At 49.3% G+C, this 21,596-nt stretch carries 11 protein-coding genes; 8 read left to right on the top strand and 3 right to left on the bottom strand.

Going from position 1 to position 21,596, the window contains the following annotated elements; translation table 11 throughout:
* Positions 1-23 precede the first annotated feature (23 nt).
* From BMZ54_RS31950 to BMZ54_RS31915, 8 genes are all read left to right on the top strand, one after another.
* Positions 24-752 (top strand): TolC family protein, encoded by a 729-nt coding sequence (locus tag BMZ54_RS31950; protein WP_089921237.1) that lies wholly within the window; start codon positions 24-26, stop codon positions 750-752.
* A gap of 31 nt (positions 753-783) precedes the next feature.
* Positions 784-1,569, top strand: a complete 786-nt coding sequence (locus tag BMZ54_RS31945) for a carboxylesterase family protein (protein ID WP_089921235.1) — start codon at positions 784-786, stop codon at positions 1,567-1,569.
* A 219-nt stretch (positions 1,570-1,788) separates the two neighbouring features.
* On the top strand, positions 1,789-2,361 hold the full coding sequence (locus BMZ54_RS31940; protein ID WP_089921234.1) for a gluconate 2-dehydrogenase subunit 3 family protein: 573 nt from the start codon (positions 1,789-1,791) through the stop codon (positions 2,359-2,361).
* Positions 2,362-2,528: 167 nt separating this feature from the next.
* Complete coding sequence (locus BMZ54_RS31935; protein WP_089921232.1) at positions 2,529-3,707, top strand: glycosyltransferase family 2 protein; 1,179 nt, start codon at positions 2,529-2,531, stop codon at positions 3,705-3,707.
* A 5-nt stretch (positions 3,708-3,712) separates the two neighbouring features.
* Positions 3,713-4,810: an acyltransferase family protein gene (locus BMZ54_RS31930; protein WP_089921230.1), complete on the top strand. Its 1,098-nt coding sequence runs from the start codon at positions 3,713-3,715 to the stop codon at positions 4,808-4,810.
* A gap of 270 nt (positions 4,811-5,080) precedes the next feature.
* A complete protein-coding gene (locus BMZ54_RS31925; protein ID WP_089921229.1) occupies positions 5,081-11,008 on the top strand; it encodes a fibronectin type III domain-containing protein in 5,928 nt (1,975 codons plus the stop codon).
* A gap of 408 nt (positions 11,009-11,416) precedes the next feature.
* Positions 11,417-17,764: a fibronectin type III domain-containing protein gene (locus BMZ54_RS31920; RefSeq protein ID WP_089921227.1), complete on the top strand. Its 6,348-nt coding sequence runs from the start codon at positions 11,417-11,419 to the stop codon at positions 17,762-17,764.
* A gap of 260 nt (positions 17,765-18,024) precedes the next feature.
* Positions 18,025-19,710, top strand: coding sequence for a GMC oxidoreductase (locus BMZ54_RS31915; RefSeq protein ID WP_089921226.1), 1,686 nt, complete (start codon positions 18,025-18,027; stop codon positions 19,708-19,710).
* Between the two features lie 128 nt (positions 19,711-19,838).
* On the opposite strand, the gene BMZ54_RS31910 is transcribed toward BMZ54_RS31915, so the two are convergent.
* The 3 genes from BMZ54_RS31910 to ribH all read right to left on the bottom strand — a co-directional run bounded on the left by BMZ54_RS31910 (position 19,839) and on the right by ribH (position 21,588).
* On the bottom strand, positions 19,839-20,249 hold the full coding sequence (locus BMZ54_RS31910) for an EVE domain-containing protein (RefSeq protein WP_089921224.1): 411 nt from the start codon (positions 20,247-20,249) through the stop codon (positions 19,839-19,841).
* 31 nt (positions 20,250-20,280) lie between these two features.
* Positions 20,281-21,000, bottom strand: coding sequence for a (Fe-S)-binding protein (locus tag BMZ54_RS31905; protein WP_089921222.1), 720 nt, complete (start codon positions 20,998-21,000; stop codon positions 20,281-20,283).
* A 90-nt stretch (positions 21,001-21,090) separates the two neighbouring features.
* Entirely contained in the window at positions 21,091-21,588 is a 498-nt protein-coding gene (gene ribH / locus BMZ54_RS31900; RefSeq protein WP_089921220.1) for a 6,7-dimethyl-8-ribityllumazine synthase, read from the bottom strand.
* Between the last annotated feature and the right edge of the window lie 8 nt (positions 21,589-21,596).

Genomic DNA, 21,596 nt, shown 5'->3' with positions numbered 1-21,596 from the left:
TTTTAAAATCTAAATATTGACTGATGAAACGAGCCTACATTACTTTTTTGGCAGTATGTATAAGCCTGGGGGCTTTTGCACAGCTGCAACAACCGGATACTTCTGTTTTATTAAAGCTGCCGAAAGATCCGTCTATTATTGCACGGTTTAAACAAAAGCTGGTGGAACTGGCATTGCAAAACCCGGACGTACGGCAGTATGACGCCCAGAAAGACATCACCAAATACGAAACGCGCATTGCCAAAGCAGCCTGGCTAAACCACTTTACGGCTGCCGGTAACTTAAATGAGTTCACCATTAAAGGCAACAACAATGGTAACAACCCGCAGGCCAGCTTTTACCCCCGTTATAACTTTGGGGTAATAATACCGCTGGGCCATTTTATTTCTATCCCCAACGAGGTGAAGAAAGCAAAGGCACAGGGCCGCGTGGTACAAAAACAACAGGAATCCGCTGCGCTGATCATTAAGGATAAAGTATTGGAAGCGTATGAAGAATATTCCGCCAATAAACAGCTGGTGGAGCTGCATGGCCCTATCCTGGAGGATGCATTGGTGCATTACAACCAGATAGAGGAAAAGTTCCGTGCCGGCACTGAAGGTATTCCGCTGGATGAATATAAGGCGGCCTACCACGATTACAACGTAGAAATGGTACAGAAGGTATTGCTGGAAAAAAACCTGCGTCAGTCAAAGCTTGCGCTGGAAGGCATTGTAGGCATGACCCTGGAAGAGGTGATGCGCTTACTGTAGTATTTCTTTGTTGATGGTAAATTTTATTGTAATGATCTTAAGGCATATGATGCTGCTGGCGGGCCTTTGGCTATGCGGTAACGCGTACGGGCAGGATGTTGTAGATTATGCCCCCATGCAAGCAATACAGGTTAAGATCAGTCCGTGGCAAACCAGGCCTGCGCTGATCTACACACCGGACAACCCGGTGCCTGGCAAAAAGTATCCGCTGCTGGTTGCCTTTCACGGCAGAAGCATTGCGGGCAAAGACCTGGGTAAAATATTCCGGGAAGGCGTAACACGGCAGATCCATGAGGGCAGGAAAATTGAGGCTGTGAACCCGAAGGATAAAAAGGTATACGAGTTCATTGTGGTGGCGCCGCTGGCGGAAAGCTGGTCGTTCTCCCCACAGGATGTGGATCCGATGCTGGATGATGTGATCAAACGTTATCCGGTGGATACTACCCGGATCTATCTGACCGGTTACAGTGCCGGCGGGTGGTCAGTAGAATCTGCCAAAACGCATAACAAGCACCTGGCTAACCGGATAGCGGCCTGCGTTACAATGTCGGCGCCCATTACGGACAGCCCGTATTTAAAACGTTACCGGCTTGTAACCGATGCCAACATACATACCTGGTATTTTGCCGGGCTGGAAGATGGGTACGTGCTCAGAAATGCGCACACCTATGTAGATAGTACCAACAAGTATAAACCCGGGCTTACGCGTTTAACCGTATACCCTGGCGGGCATTGCTGCTGGCACGAGTTCTACAATCCGAAGTACCGGGAGAATGGACTGAGCATTTATGAATGGCTGCTGCAGTACCGGAAGTAACTGTGAATTACGAATTATTCAATTACGAATTACGAATTGAGTAGTGCGTAGTGATTGTAGTTCGTAATTGGCCATTTTATAGTTATTGAATAAGGGTGATAGATTGGATATATGAAGTACATAATTCGTAATTAATAATTCGTAATTGACTCATAGTGGATTAGCAATATGAAGTACATAATTCGTAATTCGTAATTGAATAATTCGTAATTGAATCTCATGGATCGAAGAAAAGCACTCAAAGGTTTCCTGCTCTTCGGCGGTGGTGCTGCCGCGGTAGCCGCCGGTTTTAAAAGTTACCAATGGTATAGGAAACCAGACCTGCAGCAATTGCCGGATTATAAAACGCTGATCGCTGAGCTGGCAGAAACCATTATACCGCGTACAGATACGCCCGGTGCTAAAGATGCCAATGTGCAGGATTATATCATTACCATGATACAGGACTGCACGCCCACCAAGCTGCAAAATAAATTCATGGATGGACTGGTGGATGTGCAGCTGTATGCGCAAGCCCAGTACAACCGCTCCTTCCTGGAATGCAGTAAAGAACAGCGCCATAATGTGCTGGCGCATTTTGAAAAAAGAGACCGGCAATACAGCGGCCTGGCGGGCAAAGTACAGCGCAAATTATTTGGCGACAGCTTTTTTGTAACCCTGAAAAAATACACCGTGCAGGGCTACTGCACCTCTATACAGGGCGCTACACAAGGGCTGGCCTATGATTACATCCCGGGCAAATACCAGGGCTGCGCTACGCTGGCTCCCGGGCAGAAATGCTGGGCCACCTGATTCAATTACGAATTACGAATTATTCAATTACGGATTGGGTAGTTCGTATATCAATTGGCCAAATAATATTAATGATTATAAAGTGATGTGTGATATTAAGAAGAACAATCCCCAACGTAGTACACAATTCGTAATTCGTAATTGAATAATTCGTAATTAAAACAGTCATGCGTGCAACTTATATCATATTTATCATCAGCCTTTTTATCCTATTCTACAACTATGTAGGGTACGGGTTGCTGCTATGGGTAATGGTACGCATTAAGCGTATGCTGGTACGTACAGCGCCGGCCCCTGCCCCGCCCTATGAGCCGGATGTTACGCTGGTGGTAGCAGCCTATAATGAAGAAGGGATCATTACTGCGAAAATAGAAAATACCCTGGCGCTGGATTACCCGGCACATAAAAGACGCCTGCTGTTCATCACAGACGGATCAACCGATGCCACACCGCAGATCATTAGCCGCTACCCGGAGCTGCAGTTACTGCACACGGATAAGCGCGGCGGTAAAACCGCAGCCCTGAACCGGGCCATGGAACAGGTGCAAACCCCTTACGTTATTTTCTGCGATGCCAATACCCTGCTGAATAAAGACGCTATCCGCAATATTGTAAAACATTATGCGGATGAAACCGTAGGCGGCGTGGCGGGCGAAAAGAAAGTGATCAGCGATGACAGCAGCGGAGCAGCAGCCACAGAAGGTATTTACTGGAAGTATGAATCTTACCTGAAAAAGCTGGATGCCGAGCTGTACTCCGTGGTAGGCGCAGCCGGGGAGCTGTTCTCCATCCGTACCGGCTTATTTCAGCCGGTGGAGGAAGAGGTGATCCTGGACGATTTTGTAATTTCCCTGCGCATAAACCTGAAAGGCTACCGGATTGCCTATGCACCAGACGCCTATGCCATGGAAACACCCTCCGACAATATTGCGGAGGAGCATAAGCGCAAGATCCGCATCAGCGCCGGCGGCTTCCAGTCTATTGTGATGCTGCGGGCCCTGCTGAACTTTTTCCGCTTCCCGGTAGTATCGTTCCAGTACATATCCCACCGGGTATTGCGCTGGACGCTGAGCCCTTTAAGCCTGTTACTACTATTGGTAACAAATATAATGTTAGTAATATATCCGGGGGGCTGGCTATTTTATGCTTTCCTCCTTATTCAAGTAATGGGCTATGCAGCAGCCTTTATAGGTTACAGCCTGGCAGAACGTAATATTAAGATCAGTATATTTTATATCCCTTTTTATTTCCTGTTCATGAACATAGCGGTGTACCAGGGATTTTACCGCTACCTTACCAACACCCAGTCTGCAGCCTGGGAAAAAGCGAAACGTAGTAAAATATAACAGGTATGGAAAAACAATTACCACTCACAACGGACAATACCCTGGCGCCTGCCGCCATTGTTCCCCCTGCTGCGCCGGTAAATGCAGCCAAAGCCCCCAAGAAATTCATTGGCTACATCCACAATTTCCGTGGAGTGGCTATTATTTATGTAGTAGGCGCGCACATTTTATTAAACTGGAAAGAGGGTTCCGTATCGCATAAGGTGCTGGATATCATTATGCAAAACTCCACCATCCTGTTCCTGTTCATTGCAGGCTACTTATTTCAGCACCTTTCTGCCAAATTTGAGTATAAGGATTACCTGGTTAAAAAGTTCCAGAACGTAATTTGCCCGTACCTGCTGTTATCCATACCAGTAATGGCTTACCGCCTGATATCGCAGGATATTAACGGTTTTACGCTGCAGGATCACCCGGATTTTGCAACGTGGAGCCTGTGGCGCCAGGGCAGCTATTATTTGCTGCATGGGGCGCATTTGCAACAGTTGTGGTTTATACCCATGATCACTTTATATTATTTGATAGCACCCATATTGCTGTATGTGGACCGGCATCCGAAATTATATTACGGTGTTTTGCCGGGGCTTATTATCATATCATTAGTGATACAACGCAGTACCTTAAGTGATACGCTGGTCATGGCGGTGCACTTTTTATCCGTATATGTTTTTGGAATGTTCCTGAGCCGTTATAAAGATGAATACCTTGTATTTGCCCGTAAATACTGGGTTTTAGTAACGGTGCTGCCTATAGCTTTTTTAGTATTGAATTATTTTATAAGCCCCCGCTTTTATGATAACGTGGACTACACGCATAAAATGCTGTTCTGCCCTTTTTACCTTTACTGGCTCTGGAGGCTGGAAAAATATGTGCCAAAATTTGTAGATGTGCTGGCGGTGCTGAGTTTTGGTATTTATTTTGTGCACTACTTCTTTGTGCTGTTATTGAGAGGTGCGTACCAGAAGATATTTCACGCAGCTATGCCGGGTAATTTAGTGGTTTGGGCTGTATGCCTTATAATAGTAATGTTACTTTCCATATGGACGTTACAGTTAACTCAAAGGATCTTAGGGAAAAAGAGTAAGTTCCTGGTGGGCGTGTAACCCGCTCCCACAACAGGTCTTTAAACTTTCTGAGGAAGAATTATTCCGGTGATCAGATTTTAATAAAATTTTAATAGAACGGGAAAAATTTGTTTGCTAACTTGCACAGATTTTAATCGTGTAGACTATTACGTTGTTGTTGATCTGCATTGTTGTGAATTATTGTGTGATCATCTTCGGGAATTCATCTATTCCAATATTTTAACCATTCATATCCCATGAAAGAGCCTGGTAACAATGAATTTATTACCGGATACTCAATCATAATATATGATCAAATTCTATCTCCGATTGGTGATACTGATGCTCATTTGCACTCAGTCATCTTTCTCATGGGCACAAAGTGTACTGGATCCGAATGATGTAGTAGTAACATACAACTCATCCAAGCCCCCGGTGCAACCCGCCTATAACCAAATTGGCAAATGGGTAAGAACCAAGATCCTGAGCTGGAACACCGATGATTATAAATGTTATATTTATAACGGTATGCAGTTCCGCCTGCTGTACCCCAAAAACTTCAATGCGGCAGACACCACCAAGAAATATCCCGTTACCATTGTATTTCACGGTACAGGATCCAAAGGAGATATTTATAATAACGAAAAACAACTGGAAGCAGGCGGCACCCAGCACCTGGCTAAAAGGAACGACGGCTCCTACGACGGGTTTGTGATCTTTCCGCAGAATCTGACCGGTTTCTTTGGTAATACGCAATATGATTACCTGGTGCAGATCGTTACCAATTTTATGGCTCCCCAGCTGCATGCGGATATATTCCGTGTAACCATAGACGGTTATTCCGCCGGCGGCCAGGCCGCCTGGGATATGCTCATTCGCCATCCTAAATTTGTGGCCGGTGCAACGCCCATCAGCGCAGCAAAAGACACTTACGATGATTCTGTAGAGCTTTGGAAAGCCATACCCGTATGGCATTTCCAGGGTGGTAAAGATGGTAATCCCAACCCGTCTGTAGCTACGCTTATTCAAACATCTGCAGTAAATGCCGGCGCCAACTATAAGCTTACTATTTACCCTACCCAGGGACATAGCATATGGAATATTGCCTGGAATGAGGCCGATTTTTTCCCATTCATCATGCGGGCTAACAAAGCCAATCCCTGGCCATTATATAATCATTACCAGTATTGTACCGGTGAAACCGTGAATACCACGCTTTGCCTCACCGCCGGATTTGACGCCTACCAGTGGCGTAAGAACGGGACGGTAATACCCGGCGCTACCGGCAATACGCTGCTGGCAAGCAGCTATGGCACCTACGATGCCCGGGTAAGGAGCGGCAACACCTGGTCTGACTGGTCGCCCCAGCCCGTAGTGGTTGGCGCTAAAGCACCTACCATAACACCCCCTATAACCACCAGCGGCCTGCAAAGTAACGTACTGCCCACACCGGAAGGGAAAGACAGCGTAGTGCTGGCAGAACCGGATGGTTATGACACCTATAGATGGATGAAAGCCGGTGGTACGGATACCTTAGGCCGTAACAGCACTTTTGCAGCACGTGATACCGGCGGCTATATAGTGCGGGTAACTGAAAAATACGGCTGCTCCGACAATTTCTCCGCACCCTTCCGCGTAATTCCGGCCAATGGCGCACATGCCCCGGATGCCGCTGCAGGCCTCATTGTTTCCTCCCTTTCCCAAACCTCGTTAAAACTGAACTGGATCGATAAGCCATCCCCGGCGTATAATGAAACATTCTTTGAAATATACCGTACCCTTACACCCGGCACCAAGTACCAGCTGGTAGCTAAGGTAAATGCGGATGTACTTACGTATACAGACGCCAGCCTGCCCACCAATACCCGCTTTTATTATATTGTAAGGGCAGTGAACGATAACGGCGCAGCGCCGGTGAGCAACGAAGCCAGCGCCACCACCAAAGCAGATACTACCGCGCCAGGCGCACCCGGAGCTTTAACCAAGGTAAGCGCCACCCGCAATACCATCAGGTTAAAGTGGAGCGCTGCTTCAGATAATGTGGGGGTAGACCGGTACGATGTGTATGTAGACGGTATTAAAAGCTACACCACGCCTAAAGATAGTTTTGCCATAACAGTATATGGGCTTAATTACCGCCAGGTATATAACTTTGTGGTAAGGGCCCGCGACCTGGCAGGCAATGAATCGCCGGCCAGCAACCAGGTATCTGTTGCCGCAGTAAATGCTACCGATACCATTACCCTGGGCAATGTACCGGCCATACCATATAACTTAACTGCCGTTGCCGCATCCTCTAACCAGCTGCGTTTAAGCTGGGCCGATAGCAGCGGCCGCGCCTCCGCCTTTGAGATATACAAAAGCACCACCTCCGGCGGCACTTACAAAATTGTAGCCACTGTAGCAGCCAATGCAGGCACCTATACTGATGCAGGTTTATCTCCCAACACCAGCTACTATTACAAGCTAAAAGCCATCAACAAATATGGTGGCAGCGACTTAAGTAATTATATACAGGGCACCACCAGCAAAGCGTCATTACCTACTTCGCCCAACGCACTTACGGCTACCGCCGTATCGGCCAACCGCATAGACCTGCAATGGACGGACAGGAGCAACAATGAAACCAGCTTTGAGCTGTACCGCTCTTACAACAATAACACCACTTACTTATTGCTGGCCTCACTGGCTGCCAGCTCCGGCACCACCGTACAGTATGCGGATACCGGGCTGTTTGCCAATGGCGTTTATTACTATAAGGTACTGGCTAAGAATGGGGATGGCAGCAGCGGCTACTCCAATGAGCTAACAAAGCAAACATTGAACAGCCTGCCTGTTATCAGCGGCCTGGCAAACCAAACCATGCGCTACGGCACCCAGCTAACCTACCATATTACCGCCACTGACCCGGACAATGAGGCTGTAATCCAGGCCATTACGGGCCTGCCGGCTTTTGCCGCCATTACCGACAGCAGCGCAGGCAGCCTTACTGTTACCTTCTCCCCTGCCCAGGCAGATACCGGTGCGTATACCATTACAACAACTGCTACCGACCAGCATAACGGCGTTACCACACGAATATTTAAAATAACGGTAGATGATAACTATCAACCGGTAATAAGCCCCATTGCCAACATAACCCTGGCTGAAAAAGAGAGCCTGCAGGTAAGCCTTTCTGCCAGCGATCAAAATGCTACGGATACGGCTATATGGACGGTTACCGGACTGCCTTCCTTTGCAACGCTTACACCGGCCGGCCATACCGCGCAGCTGCTGGTAAAACCCGGCTATGCAAATGCCGGCACCTATAATGTAACGGTGAAGGTATCGGATAACAGAAGCGGGCTGGCTACCCAGCGTTTTACCATTACCGTTACTGACGTAAATCCCAACTATAAGGTATACGTTAATTTCACCGACGGCTCTTATATAGCCGGCAGCCCGTGGAACAATACCAATAAGAAGCCCCTGCAGAACGATATATATTCCGGCTGGAAAGATGATAAAGGCAATGCCTCCGGCTTTAGCATGACCGTGCTTACGCCCTGGCAAACCGTGAATGGCGGCGCCAATACCAATAACCAGGGTTATAATGCCGGCAGCAATGCCGGCCTGTACCCGGATAATGTAATGACCAGTAACTGGTGGACCAACACCGACAAGCAAACCATGCAGCTCAGCGGCCTGCCCACAGCGTATAAATACAACTTTACCTTTTTTGGCAGCCGCTATGGCGTAGCAGACAACCGTATTGCCAGCTATACCATTAATGGCAGCAGCGTAACGCTGAACGCATCCAACAACACCAGCCAGACCGTAACCATCAATAACGTAAGGCCGGATAGTGCGGGCAATATTAAAATAGACCTGCAGCCTGCTGCAGGCTCCCAGTATGCTTACATTAATGCGATGGTGATCACCGTTGTTTATGACGACGGTACTGCACCTGCACAACCGGGCAATTTTACAGCTGCCAGTGTTCCCCAGGGCGTAAAGCTAAGCTGGACAGACCAGGCGTATAATGAAGATAGCTATGAGGTATACCGCCGCAGCGCTACCCCTGCCGACACCTTTACCCTGATACATACCAGCGCAGCTAACGATACCGCCTATACGGATGCTGACGCTGCCAGCGGCCAAACCTGGTATTACAAAGTGAGGGCTGTTAATAGCGCCGGCACTTCACCTTTTACAGATAGCATATCCATACTGGTGCCCAACAAAGCGCCGGTACTGGCAGCTATAGATAACGTGATCATAAAGGCCGACAGCACGCGGCAGATAGCCCTTAGCGCTACAGATGCTGCGGGCGACACTATAACCCTGCGTGCCAGCGGGTTCCCGGCCTTTGCCACCCTTACCGCCACCGGTAATGGCGCTGCTACCCTGCAGCTGGCGCCTGCCAGCGCCAACATTGGCAAATACACGCTAACGGTAGTTGCTAAAGACAACAAGGGCGATTCCAGCAGCCAAACCTTTACCGTACAGGTAGTGGATAACAAAATATCTACGGTATACGTGAATTGCAACCAGGTACAGCCGGCCGGCGCACCCTGGAACAACTTTAATTCGCTGCCCAATGTGAATGCAGGGATCAGCAACATGAAAGATGAAACCGGCACAGGCAGCGGCATTAGCATTACCATACTCGATGCCTTTAGCGGCGCCAATAATGTAGGCGCTGTAACAGGCACCAACACCGGCGTGTACCCGGATACCGTAATGCAAACATTCTTCTACGACCAAAGCGGCGCCGCCAGGCGCATACGCCTCAGCGGCCTTTCCGCCACCCGTAAATACAACCTGGTGTTCTTTGGCAGCCGTACCGCTGTATCGGATAACAGGAACACTATTTACGCAGCGGGCAGCGACAGTGTAATATTAAATGCGGCCAGCAATACCACCAATACCGTGCAGCTGAATGGCCTGGCGCCGGATAGCAGCGGTAATATCATCTTTACCGTAAAACAGGCTCCCGGTTCCTTCTCCGCATACCTGAACACGCTGGTAATACAGTCTTATGTAGATGATGGCATTCCCATTGCCCCGGATAACCTGACCGCCACATCCGCCGGCAGAACCAGCATACAGCTGGCCTGGGCAGATAAAGCCAGCAATGAAACCGGCTACGAAATATGGCGCGCCAACAGCAAGAACGGCGCCTATACGGTGCTGGCCACCGTGGGCGCTAATGCAGCCGCCTACACGGACAACAATGTTAGCGCCAACACCGTGTATTATTATAAGGTAAGGGCCCTGGCAGGTACCGTAGCCTCTGCATTCAGCAATATTGCCGGCGGCAGCACTATGGCCTACAGCCTTAGTATTAATTTTACCTCTGTAAACCTGGCGCCTGCCCCCTGGACTAACATCTCGGTATTACCGGATGCAGGATACCGGGTTACCAACCTGAAAGATGACGGCAGCAATACCACCGGCGTTAATATGACCTTCCTGGCGCCCTTTGCAGGCTCTAACCCGGCCGGCAAACAAACCGGCAATAATAGCGGCGTGTACCCGGATAAGGTGCTGGCAGAATCATTCTATACGGAAGGCGCAGATACTGCACGTATAAAAATGAGCGGACTGGATCAGCTGAAAGAATACTCCTTTACCTTCCTGGGCAGCCGTGCAGATGTGGGCACCCGCATTACCGGTTACAAAATAGGCAGCCGCGCCGTAACACTGGATGCGAATAATAACACGCAGAACACGGTTACTATTGATAAGGTAAAACCGGATAATAACGGGGAAGTGTATATAGACATTTACTCCACCTTTGATTTCGGTCACCTGAATGCAATGGTGGTAAAGGTATTCCCTGCTACAGACAGCACTAACCTTGAAACCCTTCCGGTAAATGTGGCTGCCGCCACTATGGATAACGGGCGTACTACCCAAACAATAGGGATCATGGGCGCTATGAGCGGCGTACCGGCAATAAATAACACGCCGGCGAATGCAGTGGAAGCGGTGACCGTATATCCCAACCCATTCACCAGCTTCATTAACCTGAACTTTACCATAAGCAGCGGGCAAACAGCCAGCCGCATACAGGTAAGGTTAATAGATATGAATGGGCGGCCGGTACTGCTGAAAGACCTGGGCAACAGGGGCAGCGGCGCCTACCAGGAAAGGCTGGAGATCAACAACCAGCAGCTGCAGCGTGGCATATACCTGTTGCAGGTGCTGTCCGGTAATAACCAGATAAAAACACTTAAGCTGGTAAAACAGTAAGGTCCATAGTCGATGGTCCATGGCCAGCTGCGTAATTTGATGTTGCGCGTGGCAGGCTTACACCACAATACCTCTACAAGGGCTGGCTAAAAAGTAACTGCAGGCAGGCAAGCAGCGGTACTTTTTAGCCGGCCCTTCCTATTTTATACCCCTTTATTTTAGCCTTTCCCCAAACGGTTATTGTACAAATCAGGAGGTTTACCTGTAATTTTACGCCATTTACCAACTTTTAACTACCGGGAATATTTTTATTCTCTAAATTGCGATGAATATATCGAGTAGGGACAATTCCACTTTTTTTTCGACCATCTTCCTGAGAGAACTCACCTATACTTAATAATTTAACCATCACTTCCCATGAAAGAGCCTGGTAACAATTAATTATTACCGGATACTCAATCATACTATATGATCAAATTTTACCTCCGACTGGTGCTACTAATGCTGGTATGCACACAGCCTGCATGGGCACAAAGCGTACTGAATCCCAATGATCCAGTAGTAACCTACAACTCCGCCAGTCCCCCTACCCAGCCTGCCTGGGGGCAGATTGGTAAATGGGTAAGGACCAAACGTGTTAGCTGGAACAGCGACACCTACAAATGTTACATCTACAAAGGCATGCAGTTCCGCCTGATGTATCCCCCGAACTTCAACGCTGCAGACACTTCCACAAAGTATCCCCTCATCATCTTCTTTCACGGTATTGGTGAGAAGGGATCTATCTATGACAATGAGTATCAGCTGTATCATGGAGGCCAGATACATCAGAGCCGGGTACTATCCGGGGCATTTAACGGCTTTCTCCTGTATGCGCAGAATATTAGCGGATACTGGGGAAATACCCAATATGATTACATCAATGAGCTCATTAACAACTTTTTTATCCAGCAGATCAACGTGGATCCTTTCCGCGTGATGATCGAAGGTCTTTCCGGGGGCGGTATGGCCACCTGGGATTTCCTGTTCCGTTATCCCAAACAGGTAGCAGCGGCTACGCCTATCAGCGCGGCAAATGATACCTACGATGATTATGTACAAAGCTGGAAATACACGCCTCTCTGGCAATTCCAGGGTGGTGTGGATAAGAACCCCGCGCCGGCTGTAGCACTGATGATACAGGCTGCAGCGCAGAATGCAGGGGCCAACTATAAATTAAAGATCTACGATGGTCAGGGCCATGGCGTATGGAACTTAGCCTGGTCAGAAACTGACTATTTCCCCTTTATGTCCCGCGCCAATAAGGCCAATCCCTGGCCTTTGTATGGCAGAACGGAATTTTGTCCCGGTGATCCGGTAAATACTACCCTGGGGCTTACCGCAGGATTTGATGCCTATGAGTGGCGTAAGGATGGCGTGCTCATTTCCGGCGCTAACAGCAATACGCTGCAGGTGACCAGCTTTGGTACGTATACGGCCAGGGTAAAAAGCGGCAGCAGGTGGTCCCCATGGTCGCCTATCCCTGTTGTGGTACAAACCAAAGCGCCTACCGTAACGCCTAACATCCAGATGGCCGGCCTGCAGAGTAATGTACTGCCCACACCGGAAGGTAAGGACAGTGTAGTACTTTCTTTGCCGGATGGTTACGCCTCTTATGTATGGATGAAATCCGGTGGTACAGATACCTTAGGCAGGGCTATGAACTTCACTGCCCGCGAAACCGGTAGCTATATTGCCAGGGTAACCGAACAATACGGTTGCTCCAGCAGCTTCTCCGCTCCTTTCCCGGTTATTAATGCGGCCGGCGCCAATGCGCCTGATCCCGCCGGTGGATTACTGGTTACACCGTTCTCCAAAACACAGCTCAAGCTTAACTGGACGGATAAGCCATCCCCGCTCTATAACGAAACAGCATTTGAAATATACCGCTCTGCAACCGCCGGTGGTCCCTACACACTGGCAGGTAAGGTAAATGCAGATGTGCTCACCTTTACCGACGCCGGCCTGCAGGCCAACACCCGCTACTATTACATTGTACGCGCCGTAAATGATAACGGTGCAGCACCGGTGAGCAACGAGGCCAGCGGCGTTACCCTGGCAGATAACCAAAAGCCCACTGCTCCCGGCAACCTGGCACAGTCCGGCGCTACCCGCAGCTCGGTGAACCTGACCTGGACTGCCTCTACAGATGATGTAGGTATCGATAAATACGATATTTATTTTAACGGCAAAAAGACCTTCACCGTTCCGGCAGGCACTACTTCCTTTGCTGCTTACGGCTTAGCCGCCAAGACCATTTACACGGTGGTGATCAAGGCAAGGGACCTTGCGGGTAATGAATCTCCGGCCAGTAACCAGGTAACGGTAGCTACTTATCAAAATGGTCTTAACTACAAGTACTACACCACTACCGCTGACTGGACGGTTTTGCCGAACTTTAATACTTTAACACCCGCCAAAACAGGCGTAGTCTCTACCGTAAGTACCAGCCCCAGAACACAGACCGACCGGTTTGCATTCCTCTGGCAGGGATGGATCAACATTCCCACAAGTGGCAGCTATACATTTGAGACCAACTCAGATGCAGGTAGCAGGGTATACATCGGCAGCGAAGTATATGATCCCGCTGCTACCCCGCTGGTGGATAATGATGGACTGCACACCTCACAATACAGGGCAGGCACCATTAACCTTACCAAAGGCACCTACCCGATCATTGTTACTTATTTTGAAGGAACCGGCGCGGATAACATTACCCTGTACTGGACGAGTATCGCCAACGGTATATTGCTTCGCCAGGCCATACCGGCACAGTACTTTGTAGATACCCTTAACCTGGGCGCCGTGCCGCCAACGCCAACCGGTGCTTCCGTAACGGTTATATCATATAACAAGCTGCGGGTGAACTGGACTGATAACAGCACTGCCGAAACAGGTTTTGAAGTATACAGGAGCACCAGCAATAACGGTACCTATACGATTGTTGGCACTACGGCCGCCAATGCTACCAGCTTTACCGATAGTTTACTGAACGCCAACACCACCTATTACTATAAGTTAAAGGCTATCAACAACTTCGGCGCTTCCGGGCTAACCTCTTCTGTAAACGGCAAAACACAGGTATTGCCCACAGCGCCTACGGCACCTAATACGCTTACAGCCACCGCAGTTTCCGGTACACAGATCAACCTGGCCTGGAAAGATAACTCCAGCAACGAAACAGGTTTTGAAATATACCGCTCCGCCAACACCAATACCAGTTACGTGCTTATAGCCACTACGGCTGCGAATGCAACAGCAAATGCATCCTACTCGGATCAGAACCTGTTCCCCAACGCACGTTACTATTATCGCGTAAGGGCTAAGAACGACGGTGGTAACAGCGCTTACACCAACGAGGTGAATACGGTCACGCTGAATAGCTTGCCGGTGATCACCGACCTTCCTGACAGAACAATGCGTTACGGCACTACCCTGTCCTTTAATGTAGGGGCCAGCGATCCGGACGAAGAAGATGTAAGCCTCACGGCAACCAATGCACCGGCCTTTGTTTCCTATGGAGATGATGGCAGCGGCGGTATCCTCCTTACCTTTAACCCGGGCGCAGGCGATCAGGGTACTTATAATATCCAGATCACCGCTACAGACCAGCATGGCGGCGTAAGCAGCAAAACCTTCGCCCTTACTGTGAATGACAATTACCTGCCGGTACTGAGCCCGATCAGTAATGTAGCCATAGCCGAAAAGGCCACCGCTACCGTAAACCTCAGCTCCAGCGATCAGAATGCCGGCGATCCTGCCAACTGGACCGCCACCCACCTGCCGTCATTTGCTACCCTTACGCCTAACGGCAACACCGCCACTATACAGCTGGCGCCGGGCTATGCCGATGCCGGCACTTACCCGGTAACGGTCAAGGTAGATGATGGTAAAGGCGGCTTTGATACCAAGGACTTTACGATCACCGTAACCAATGTGAACCCGAACTATGCGGTATATGTGAACTTCACAGATGGCGCATACCAGGGGGCTGCTCCTTGGAATAATACCAACAAACGTCCGGTACAGGGCGATGTATTCCCCAACCTGCTTAACAACAGCGGCCAGAACTCCGGTATTTCCATGAGCGTGCTTACGCCATGGCAAAACATAAACGGTGGCAGCAATACCAACAACCAGGGTGCTAACACTACCGGCGTATACCCGGTTAATGTAATGACCAGCAGCTGGTGGACACAGAGCGTGGCGCAAACAATCCGCCTCACCGGCCTGAATTCCAAATACAAATACAGCTTTACGTTCTTTGGCAGCCGCGCCGGTATCAGCGATGCCCGCGTAGCCAGCTACACTATCAACGGTGTAAGCGTAACGCTGAATGCTACCAATAACTCAACGCAAACAGTTAATATCAATTCCGTAATCCCGGGTGCAGATAGCAGCATTACCATTAGCATAGCACCCGCTGCAGGCTCCACTTATGCCTACATCAATGCCATGGTGGTGAATGCAGCCTTTGATGATTCAACTGCACCGGCCAAACCTGCTAACCTGGTTGGCACCGTACTGGCCACCGGCGTTAAGCTTAGCTGGTCAGACCAGGCATACAATGAAACCAGCTACGAAGTATCCCGTGCAGCAACACAGGGTGGTGCATACACGGTGCTGAACCCTGGCGCATCTAACGCCAACGACACTACGTATACAGATCTGAATGCTACCAGCGGTCAAACCTGGTACTACAAGGTAAGGGCGCTCAACCAGTATGGCTCTTCTCCATATACAGATAGTATTGCAGTGGTTGTACCAAACAGGCCGCCGGCACTGGCAGCTATTGCTAACGTAAGCATGAAGACGGATGCTGTACTGCAGATACCTGTAACAGCTACAGATGCAGCAGGCGATGTGATCACACTGTCAGCTACCGGGCTCCCGGCATTTGCTAACCTGCAAACAACCGGCAATGGCACCGGTACCATTAACCTGGCTCCCGGCGGTACAGACATTGGTAAGTATACCATTACTGTAAAAGCCACCGATAACCAGGGCGGCTCCAGCACCCAGACCTTTACTGTACAGGTAACAGATAAGAAGATCACCTCTGTATACGTGAACTGTAACCTGGTAGAACCTGCCAGCGCACCATGGAACAACTTTAATGCGCTGCCCAACACCAACGCAGGTATCAATAATTTGCAGGATGAAGCAGGCGCCGCCAGCGGCATCACCGTAACCATCCTGGATATATTCACCGGCGCTAACAATGTAGGCGCAGTAACCGGCGATAACTCCGGCGTATTCCCGGATAACGTGATGCACACGTTCTTCTATGACCAGAGCGGCACCGACAAACGCATCCGCATCAGCGGCCTGTCTGCTGCCCGCAAATACAACCTGGTATTCTTTGGCAGCCGTGAAAGCGTATCTGATAACCGGAACACCATTTACGGTGCAGGCGGACAAACCGTTACGCTCAACGCAGCCAGCAATACCAGCAACACAGTACAGCTCAATGGCCTTACACCAGACAGCAGCGGTAATATCACCTTTACCGTAAGGCAGGCTACCGGCTCCGTTGCCGCATACCTGAATGCCTTTGTCATTCAGTCTTATGTAGATGATGGTACACCGTTAGCACCGGCCAACCTGGTAGCTACCTCTAACTCCAGGACCAACATACAGCTTACCTGGGCAGATAAAGCCAACAACGAAACCGGTTATGAAGTATGGCGCTCAACCACCCGTAACGGCACTTACAGCCTGCTGGCTACCGTGGGCGCAAATGTGACCACTTACACCAATACCGGCTTAGCACCCAACACCGTGTTCTACTACAAGGTAAGGGCAATCGCAGGCGGTGTACAGTCGGCCTACAGCAACATTGCTACTGGTGGCACACTGGCGTACGGTATCTACGTAAACTTTACGGTTACCAACACCGCCACGGCGCCATGGAACAATACCGCTGCCCTGCCAAATGCAGGCCTGGCCTGGAATAACCTGAGGGATGATGTAGGCAATACCACCAGCGTAGACCTGAGCATTGTGAATAACTTTACCGGTACTAACCCGGCAGGTGCACAAACAGGTAACAACAGCGGTGTGTATCCTGACAAGGTACTGGCTGAATCTTACTACACAGAAACAGATACTGCTGTAATGCTGGTAAGCGGCCTGGATCTTACTAAACAGTATTCCTTCACCTTCCTGGGCAGCCGCGGCAGCGGTGGCACAAGGATAACGGCGTACAAGATAGGCACCAAGGTAGTAACACTGGATGCAAATGATAATACCAGCAACACCGTTACAATAGAAAATGTAGTGCCGAACAGCAATGGTGAAGTGACCGTTACGGTTTACACCGCCCTTAACTACGGTTACATTAATGCCATGGTGATCAAAGCTTTCCCGCCGGATGACAGCACCAACCTGCAAAGCCTGCCTAATAACGGCGGCACAATGGCCAATGGCCGCAGCACCAATACCGTTGGTATAATGGGCGCCCTGGCACCGGGTTTACAGCAGGCCGCTAATACGGCAGATGGTGTAGATGGGGTAACCGTTGAAAACGTATATCCGAATCCGTTCAGCAGCTATATTAACCTGGCCATTCGCCAGACAAAGGAAACCCGTATACTCATCCGCTTACTGGATGGTAACGGCCGCCTGATACTGGCAAAAGACCTGGGTAAGAGAAGCAGTGGTGTGTACCAGGAAAGAATAGATGTAGGCAGCAATGCGCTGGGCAATGGCCTGTACCTGCTGCAGATCCTTTCTGAGAACAAACCAGTGAAGACGATCAAGCTGATCAGACATTAAATTTTAGCTCTTAGATTTTAGCTCTTAGCTTTTAGATCTGACCGGAGCGGATGTATAATCCGCCCTGGTCAGGATCTAAAGCAAATTAAAACAATAGGATTTTAGATCTTAGATTACGATCCTAGATTTGACCGGAGCAAATAATACCGCTACTATCAAATCTAAAATCGTAAATCTAAGATCGTAGATCCGGTTACTGCGGTAACCGGATTTTTTTCATATATTAACCGGATACATTTTAGCTAGTAATGCACTGAAATATGAACGCCCTTAAGGAAAATTCATTTGACGCTATTGTCATTGGCTCTGGCATTAGTGGTGGCTGGGCAGCCAAAGAGCTGTGTGAAAAAGGATTAAAGACCCTGTTGCTGGAAAGAGGCAGGAATGTGGAGCATATTAAAGATTATCACACCACCCTGTTGAACCCTTGGGATTTTAAACACCGCCTCACCAACCCTGAGAAAGATGTGATGGCTGACCCGGTACAAAGCGCTGCTTATGATGAAAGCAGCAAGCACTTTTTTGTACGGGACTCCGAACATCCCTACATACAGGAAACGCCTTTTAGCTGGATACGCGGCTACCAGGTAGGCGGGCGCTCCCTTACCTGGGGAAGGCAATGTTACCGCCTCAGCGACCTTGATTTTGCCGCTAATGCGCAGGATGGAAATGGAGTAGACTGGCCGATCCGTTATAAGGATATTGCACCCTGGTATGATTATGTGGAAACCTATGCCGGCATCAGCGGGCAGGCAGAAGGCTTAGCCCACCTGCCTGACGGACAATTTCTGCCGGCCATGGAAATGAACTGCCTGGAGCTGCACTTCCGCGAAGAGCTGAAAAAGAAATACAGCGACCGCTTAGTGACCATTGCCCGCGTAGCCAACCTTACAAAAGGCTGGAACGGACGGCTGCCCTGCCAGTACCGTAACCTGTGCCACCGGGGATGCCCGTATGGCGGGTATTTCAGCAGCAACTCCTCTACCCTGCCGGCAGCAAAAGCTACCAAGAATCTTACGCTGCGGCCATTTTCTACCGTGGCATCTATTATTTATGACAAGGATAAGAAAAAGGCTATAGGCGTTCACGTTATAGATACGGAAACCAAGGTATCTTACGAGTATTATGCACGTATTATTTTCCTGAATGCCTCTACCATTGCCACCGCGGCAATTCTGCTAAACTCTGTATCAGATGCATTTCCCAACGGTTTGGGTAATGGCAGCGACCAGGTAGGCCGCAACCTGATGGACCATCATTTTAAAGTAGGCGCCAAAGGGGATTTTGACGGGCTGCATGACCGCTATTATATTGGCAGAAGGCCCACCGGCATTTACATACCGCGCTTCCGCAACCTGGATGAAAGCACCAAAATGCCGGATTATGTGCGGGGCTTTGGTTACCAGGGCTATGGCGAACGTGAGGCCTGGATGGATAATTACAATGCTCCCGGTTTTGGAGAAGACTTTAAAAAAGCGATTACCGCACCCGGTAAGTGGACCATGTGGTTAGGTGGCTGGGGCGAAATGCTGCCTTATGCCTTTAACCGTGTAACGCTGGATAAGACCAAGCCGGATCCCTGGGGACTACCACAGGCCAAAATATCTTTTGAGCTGGGCGGCAATGAGCTAAGCATGCGTACGGACATGAAAATAAGCGCCATGGAAATGCTGGAGAAAAGCGGGTTTACCAACATATCCGGTTTTGACTATAACTATATTGGCGGGGAATGCGTGCATGAAATGGGTACTGCCCGTATGGGTAACGACCCTGCCACCTCTGTGCTGAATAAATGGAACCAGATGCACGAAGTACAGAATGTGTTTGTTACCGATGGCAGCTGCATGACCTCCTCCGCATGCCAGAACCCTTCCCTTACCTATATGGCGCTCACTGCCAGGGCCTGTGATTATGCAGTGGGGGAAATGAAGAAAGGGAATTTGTAGATGAGTAGACGTGCAGACGAAATGTAACGAATATAAAAAGCCCTGACAGCTTACTATAACTGTCAGGGCTTTTGCTTTATGAGCCAAACATACATTAACACATTAGCACATTCTTATCATTTGCACATTTATTTCATGTCTGCCATTTCCATGATCACACTAAACTCATCGTGGGTAACGGCGCTTACGGATAAGCGGCCCAGCCTTACCAGCTGCAGGTTTGCCAGGCGTTTTTCTGCTTTTACCTGTGCCAGGGTAACGGCTTTCTTTAAAGGTTTTAAGGGTTTCAGGTCTACTACTACCCAGTTAGCATCCGTAGTGGTAGGGTCCTGGTAATGTTCTTTCAGCACTTCCGCAATGCCCACAATTTCCAGTCCTTCATTGCTGTGATAAAAAAGCACGCGATCCCCTTTTTTCATGGCTTTGAGATTGTTGCGGGCAGCGTAATTGCGCACCCCATCCCAAAAGGTTTTGCCATCTTTTACAAACTGGTCCCAGGAATATTTTACAGGTTCTGATTTAACAAGCCAGTAGTTCATATTCTAATGTACAATTTTAGATTTATCAATCTCACCATCCGCTTGCCAGCACATCGGCAATATGCATGGTTTTAATGGAGAGGCCATGTTTGCGGATATAACCATCCAGGTGCATCAGGCAGGAAAGATCGGTAGAGATGAGGTATTCTGCACCGCTTTCAATAGCGTTCAGCACTTTCTGCTCGCCCATGCCAATGGAAATGGCTTCAAACTTTACGGAAAAGGTACCGCCAAAACCGCAGCATACTTCACAGTCGGCCACTTCGCGCAGCTCCAGGCCTTTTACTTTGGAAAGCAGCTGCCGGGGCCCTTCCTTAATACCGCACTCGCGCAGCGCGCCGCAGGCATCGTGGTAGGTGGCTACGCCGTTCAGGGTAGCGCCAATATCAGTAACTCCCAGCACCTGGGTAAGGAACTCTGTGAACTCAAACATATGTTTGCGCAGCAGCTTTACCTCGTTGTGCGTGGCAGAGTTATCGAACAGCTTACTGTAGTAGTTGCGCACAAAGCCGGTGCAGGACCCGCTGGGCGCTACTATGTAATCATATACCTGGAAATCTTTCACGAATTTGGTGGCTACGGAGCGGCACTCATCCCGGTAACCGGCGTTAAAGGCCGGCTGCCCGCAACAGGTTTGATTGGAGTTGTAGCTTACATTACACCCCAGCTTTTCCAGTACTTTCACCATATTAAATCCTGTTTCCGGAAAAAGCTGGTCCACAAAACATGGTATGAAAAGCTGTACGTTCATTGAGTTAGTCTTTTGCTATTTATAACCTGCTTTAGGGACAGGTTTGCACACGCTTTAATTCATTGGGGAATACCCGGGGTAATGCTGCCGCTATTTTTGGAGCTGCCGTAACATGGCAATCATCTTTAACGCGGTAATGGCAGCTTCGTCCCCTTTGTGCCCGTGTTTGCCGCCCAGGCGCTCCTGCGCCTGTTCCATATTATCTACCGTTAAGATCCCGAATATAACGGGTACGGGTAATTGAACATTCAGCTGCATAATGCCGGAGGTAACGCCATCACATACATAATCGAAGTGAGGGGTTTCTCCGCGGATCACGCATCCAAATGCAATAATAGCGCCAGGTTGTGCGCTGGTGCCCTTGTTGGCCTCCCAGTACTGGCGGCAGGCAAACGGCAGCTCAAAGGCGCCGGGTACCTGTATCTTTGTTATGCGGGATATATTATACTGTTGTAAAGTACGTTCACAGCCGGCTACCAGCTCATTGGTTACGCCATCGTTCCATTCAGTATAGATCATAACAACACTGGCATCCTCTAAATGGAGAATGCCAGTATCGTTCAGTAATGTCTGATTATGTATTGACATGTAGAATT

This window comes from Chitinophaga rupis (genome assembly GCF_900109685.1).
Taxonomy (GTDB): Bacteria; Bacteroidota; Bacteroidia; order Chitinophagales; family Chitinophagaceae; genus Chitinophaga; species Chitinophaga rupis.
The sequence above is the reverse complement of the archived record's forward strand: the minus strand, read 5'-3'. Positions and strand labels throughout refer to the sequence as shown.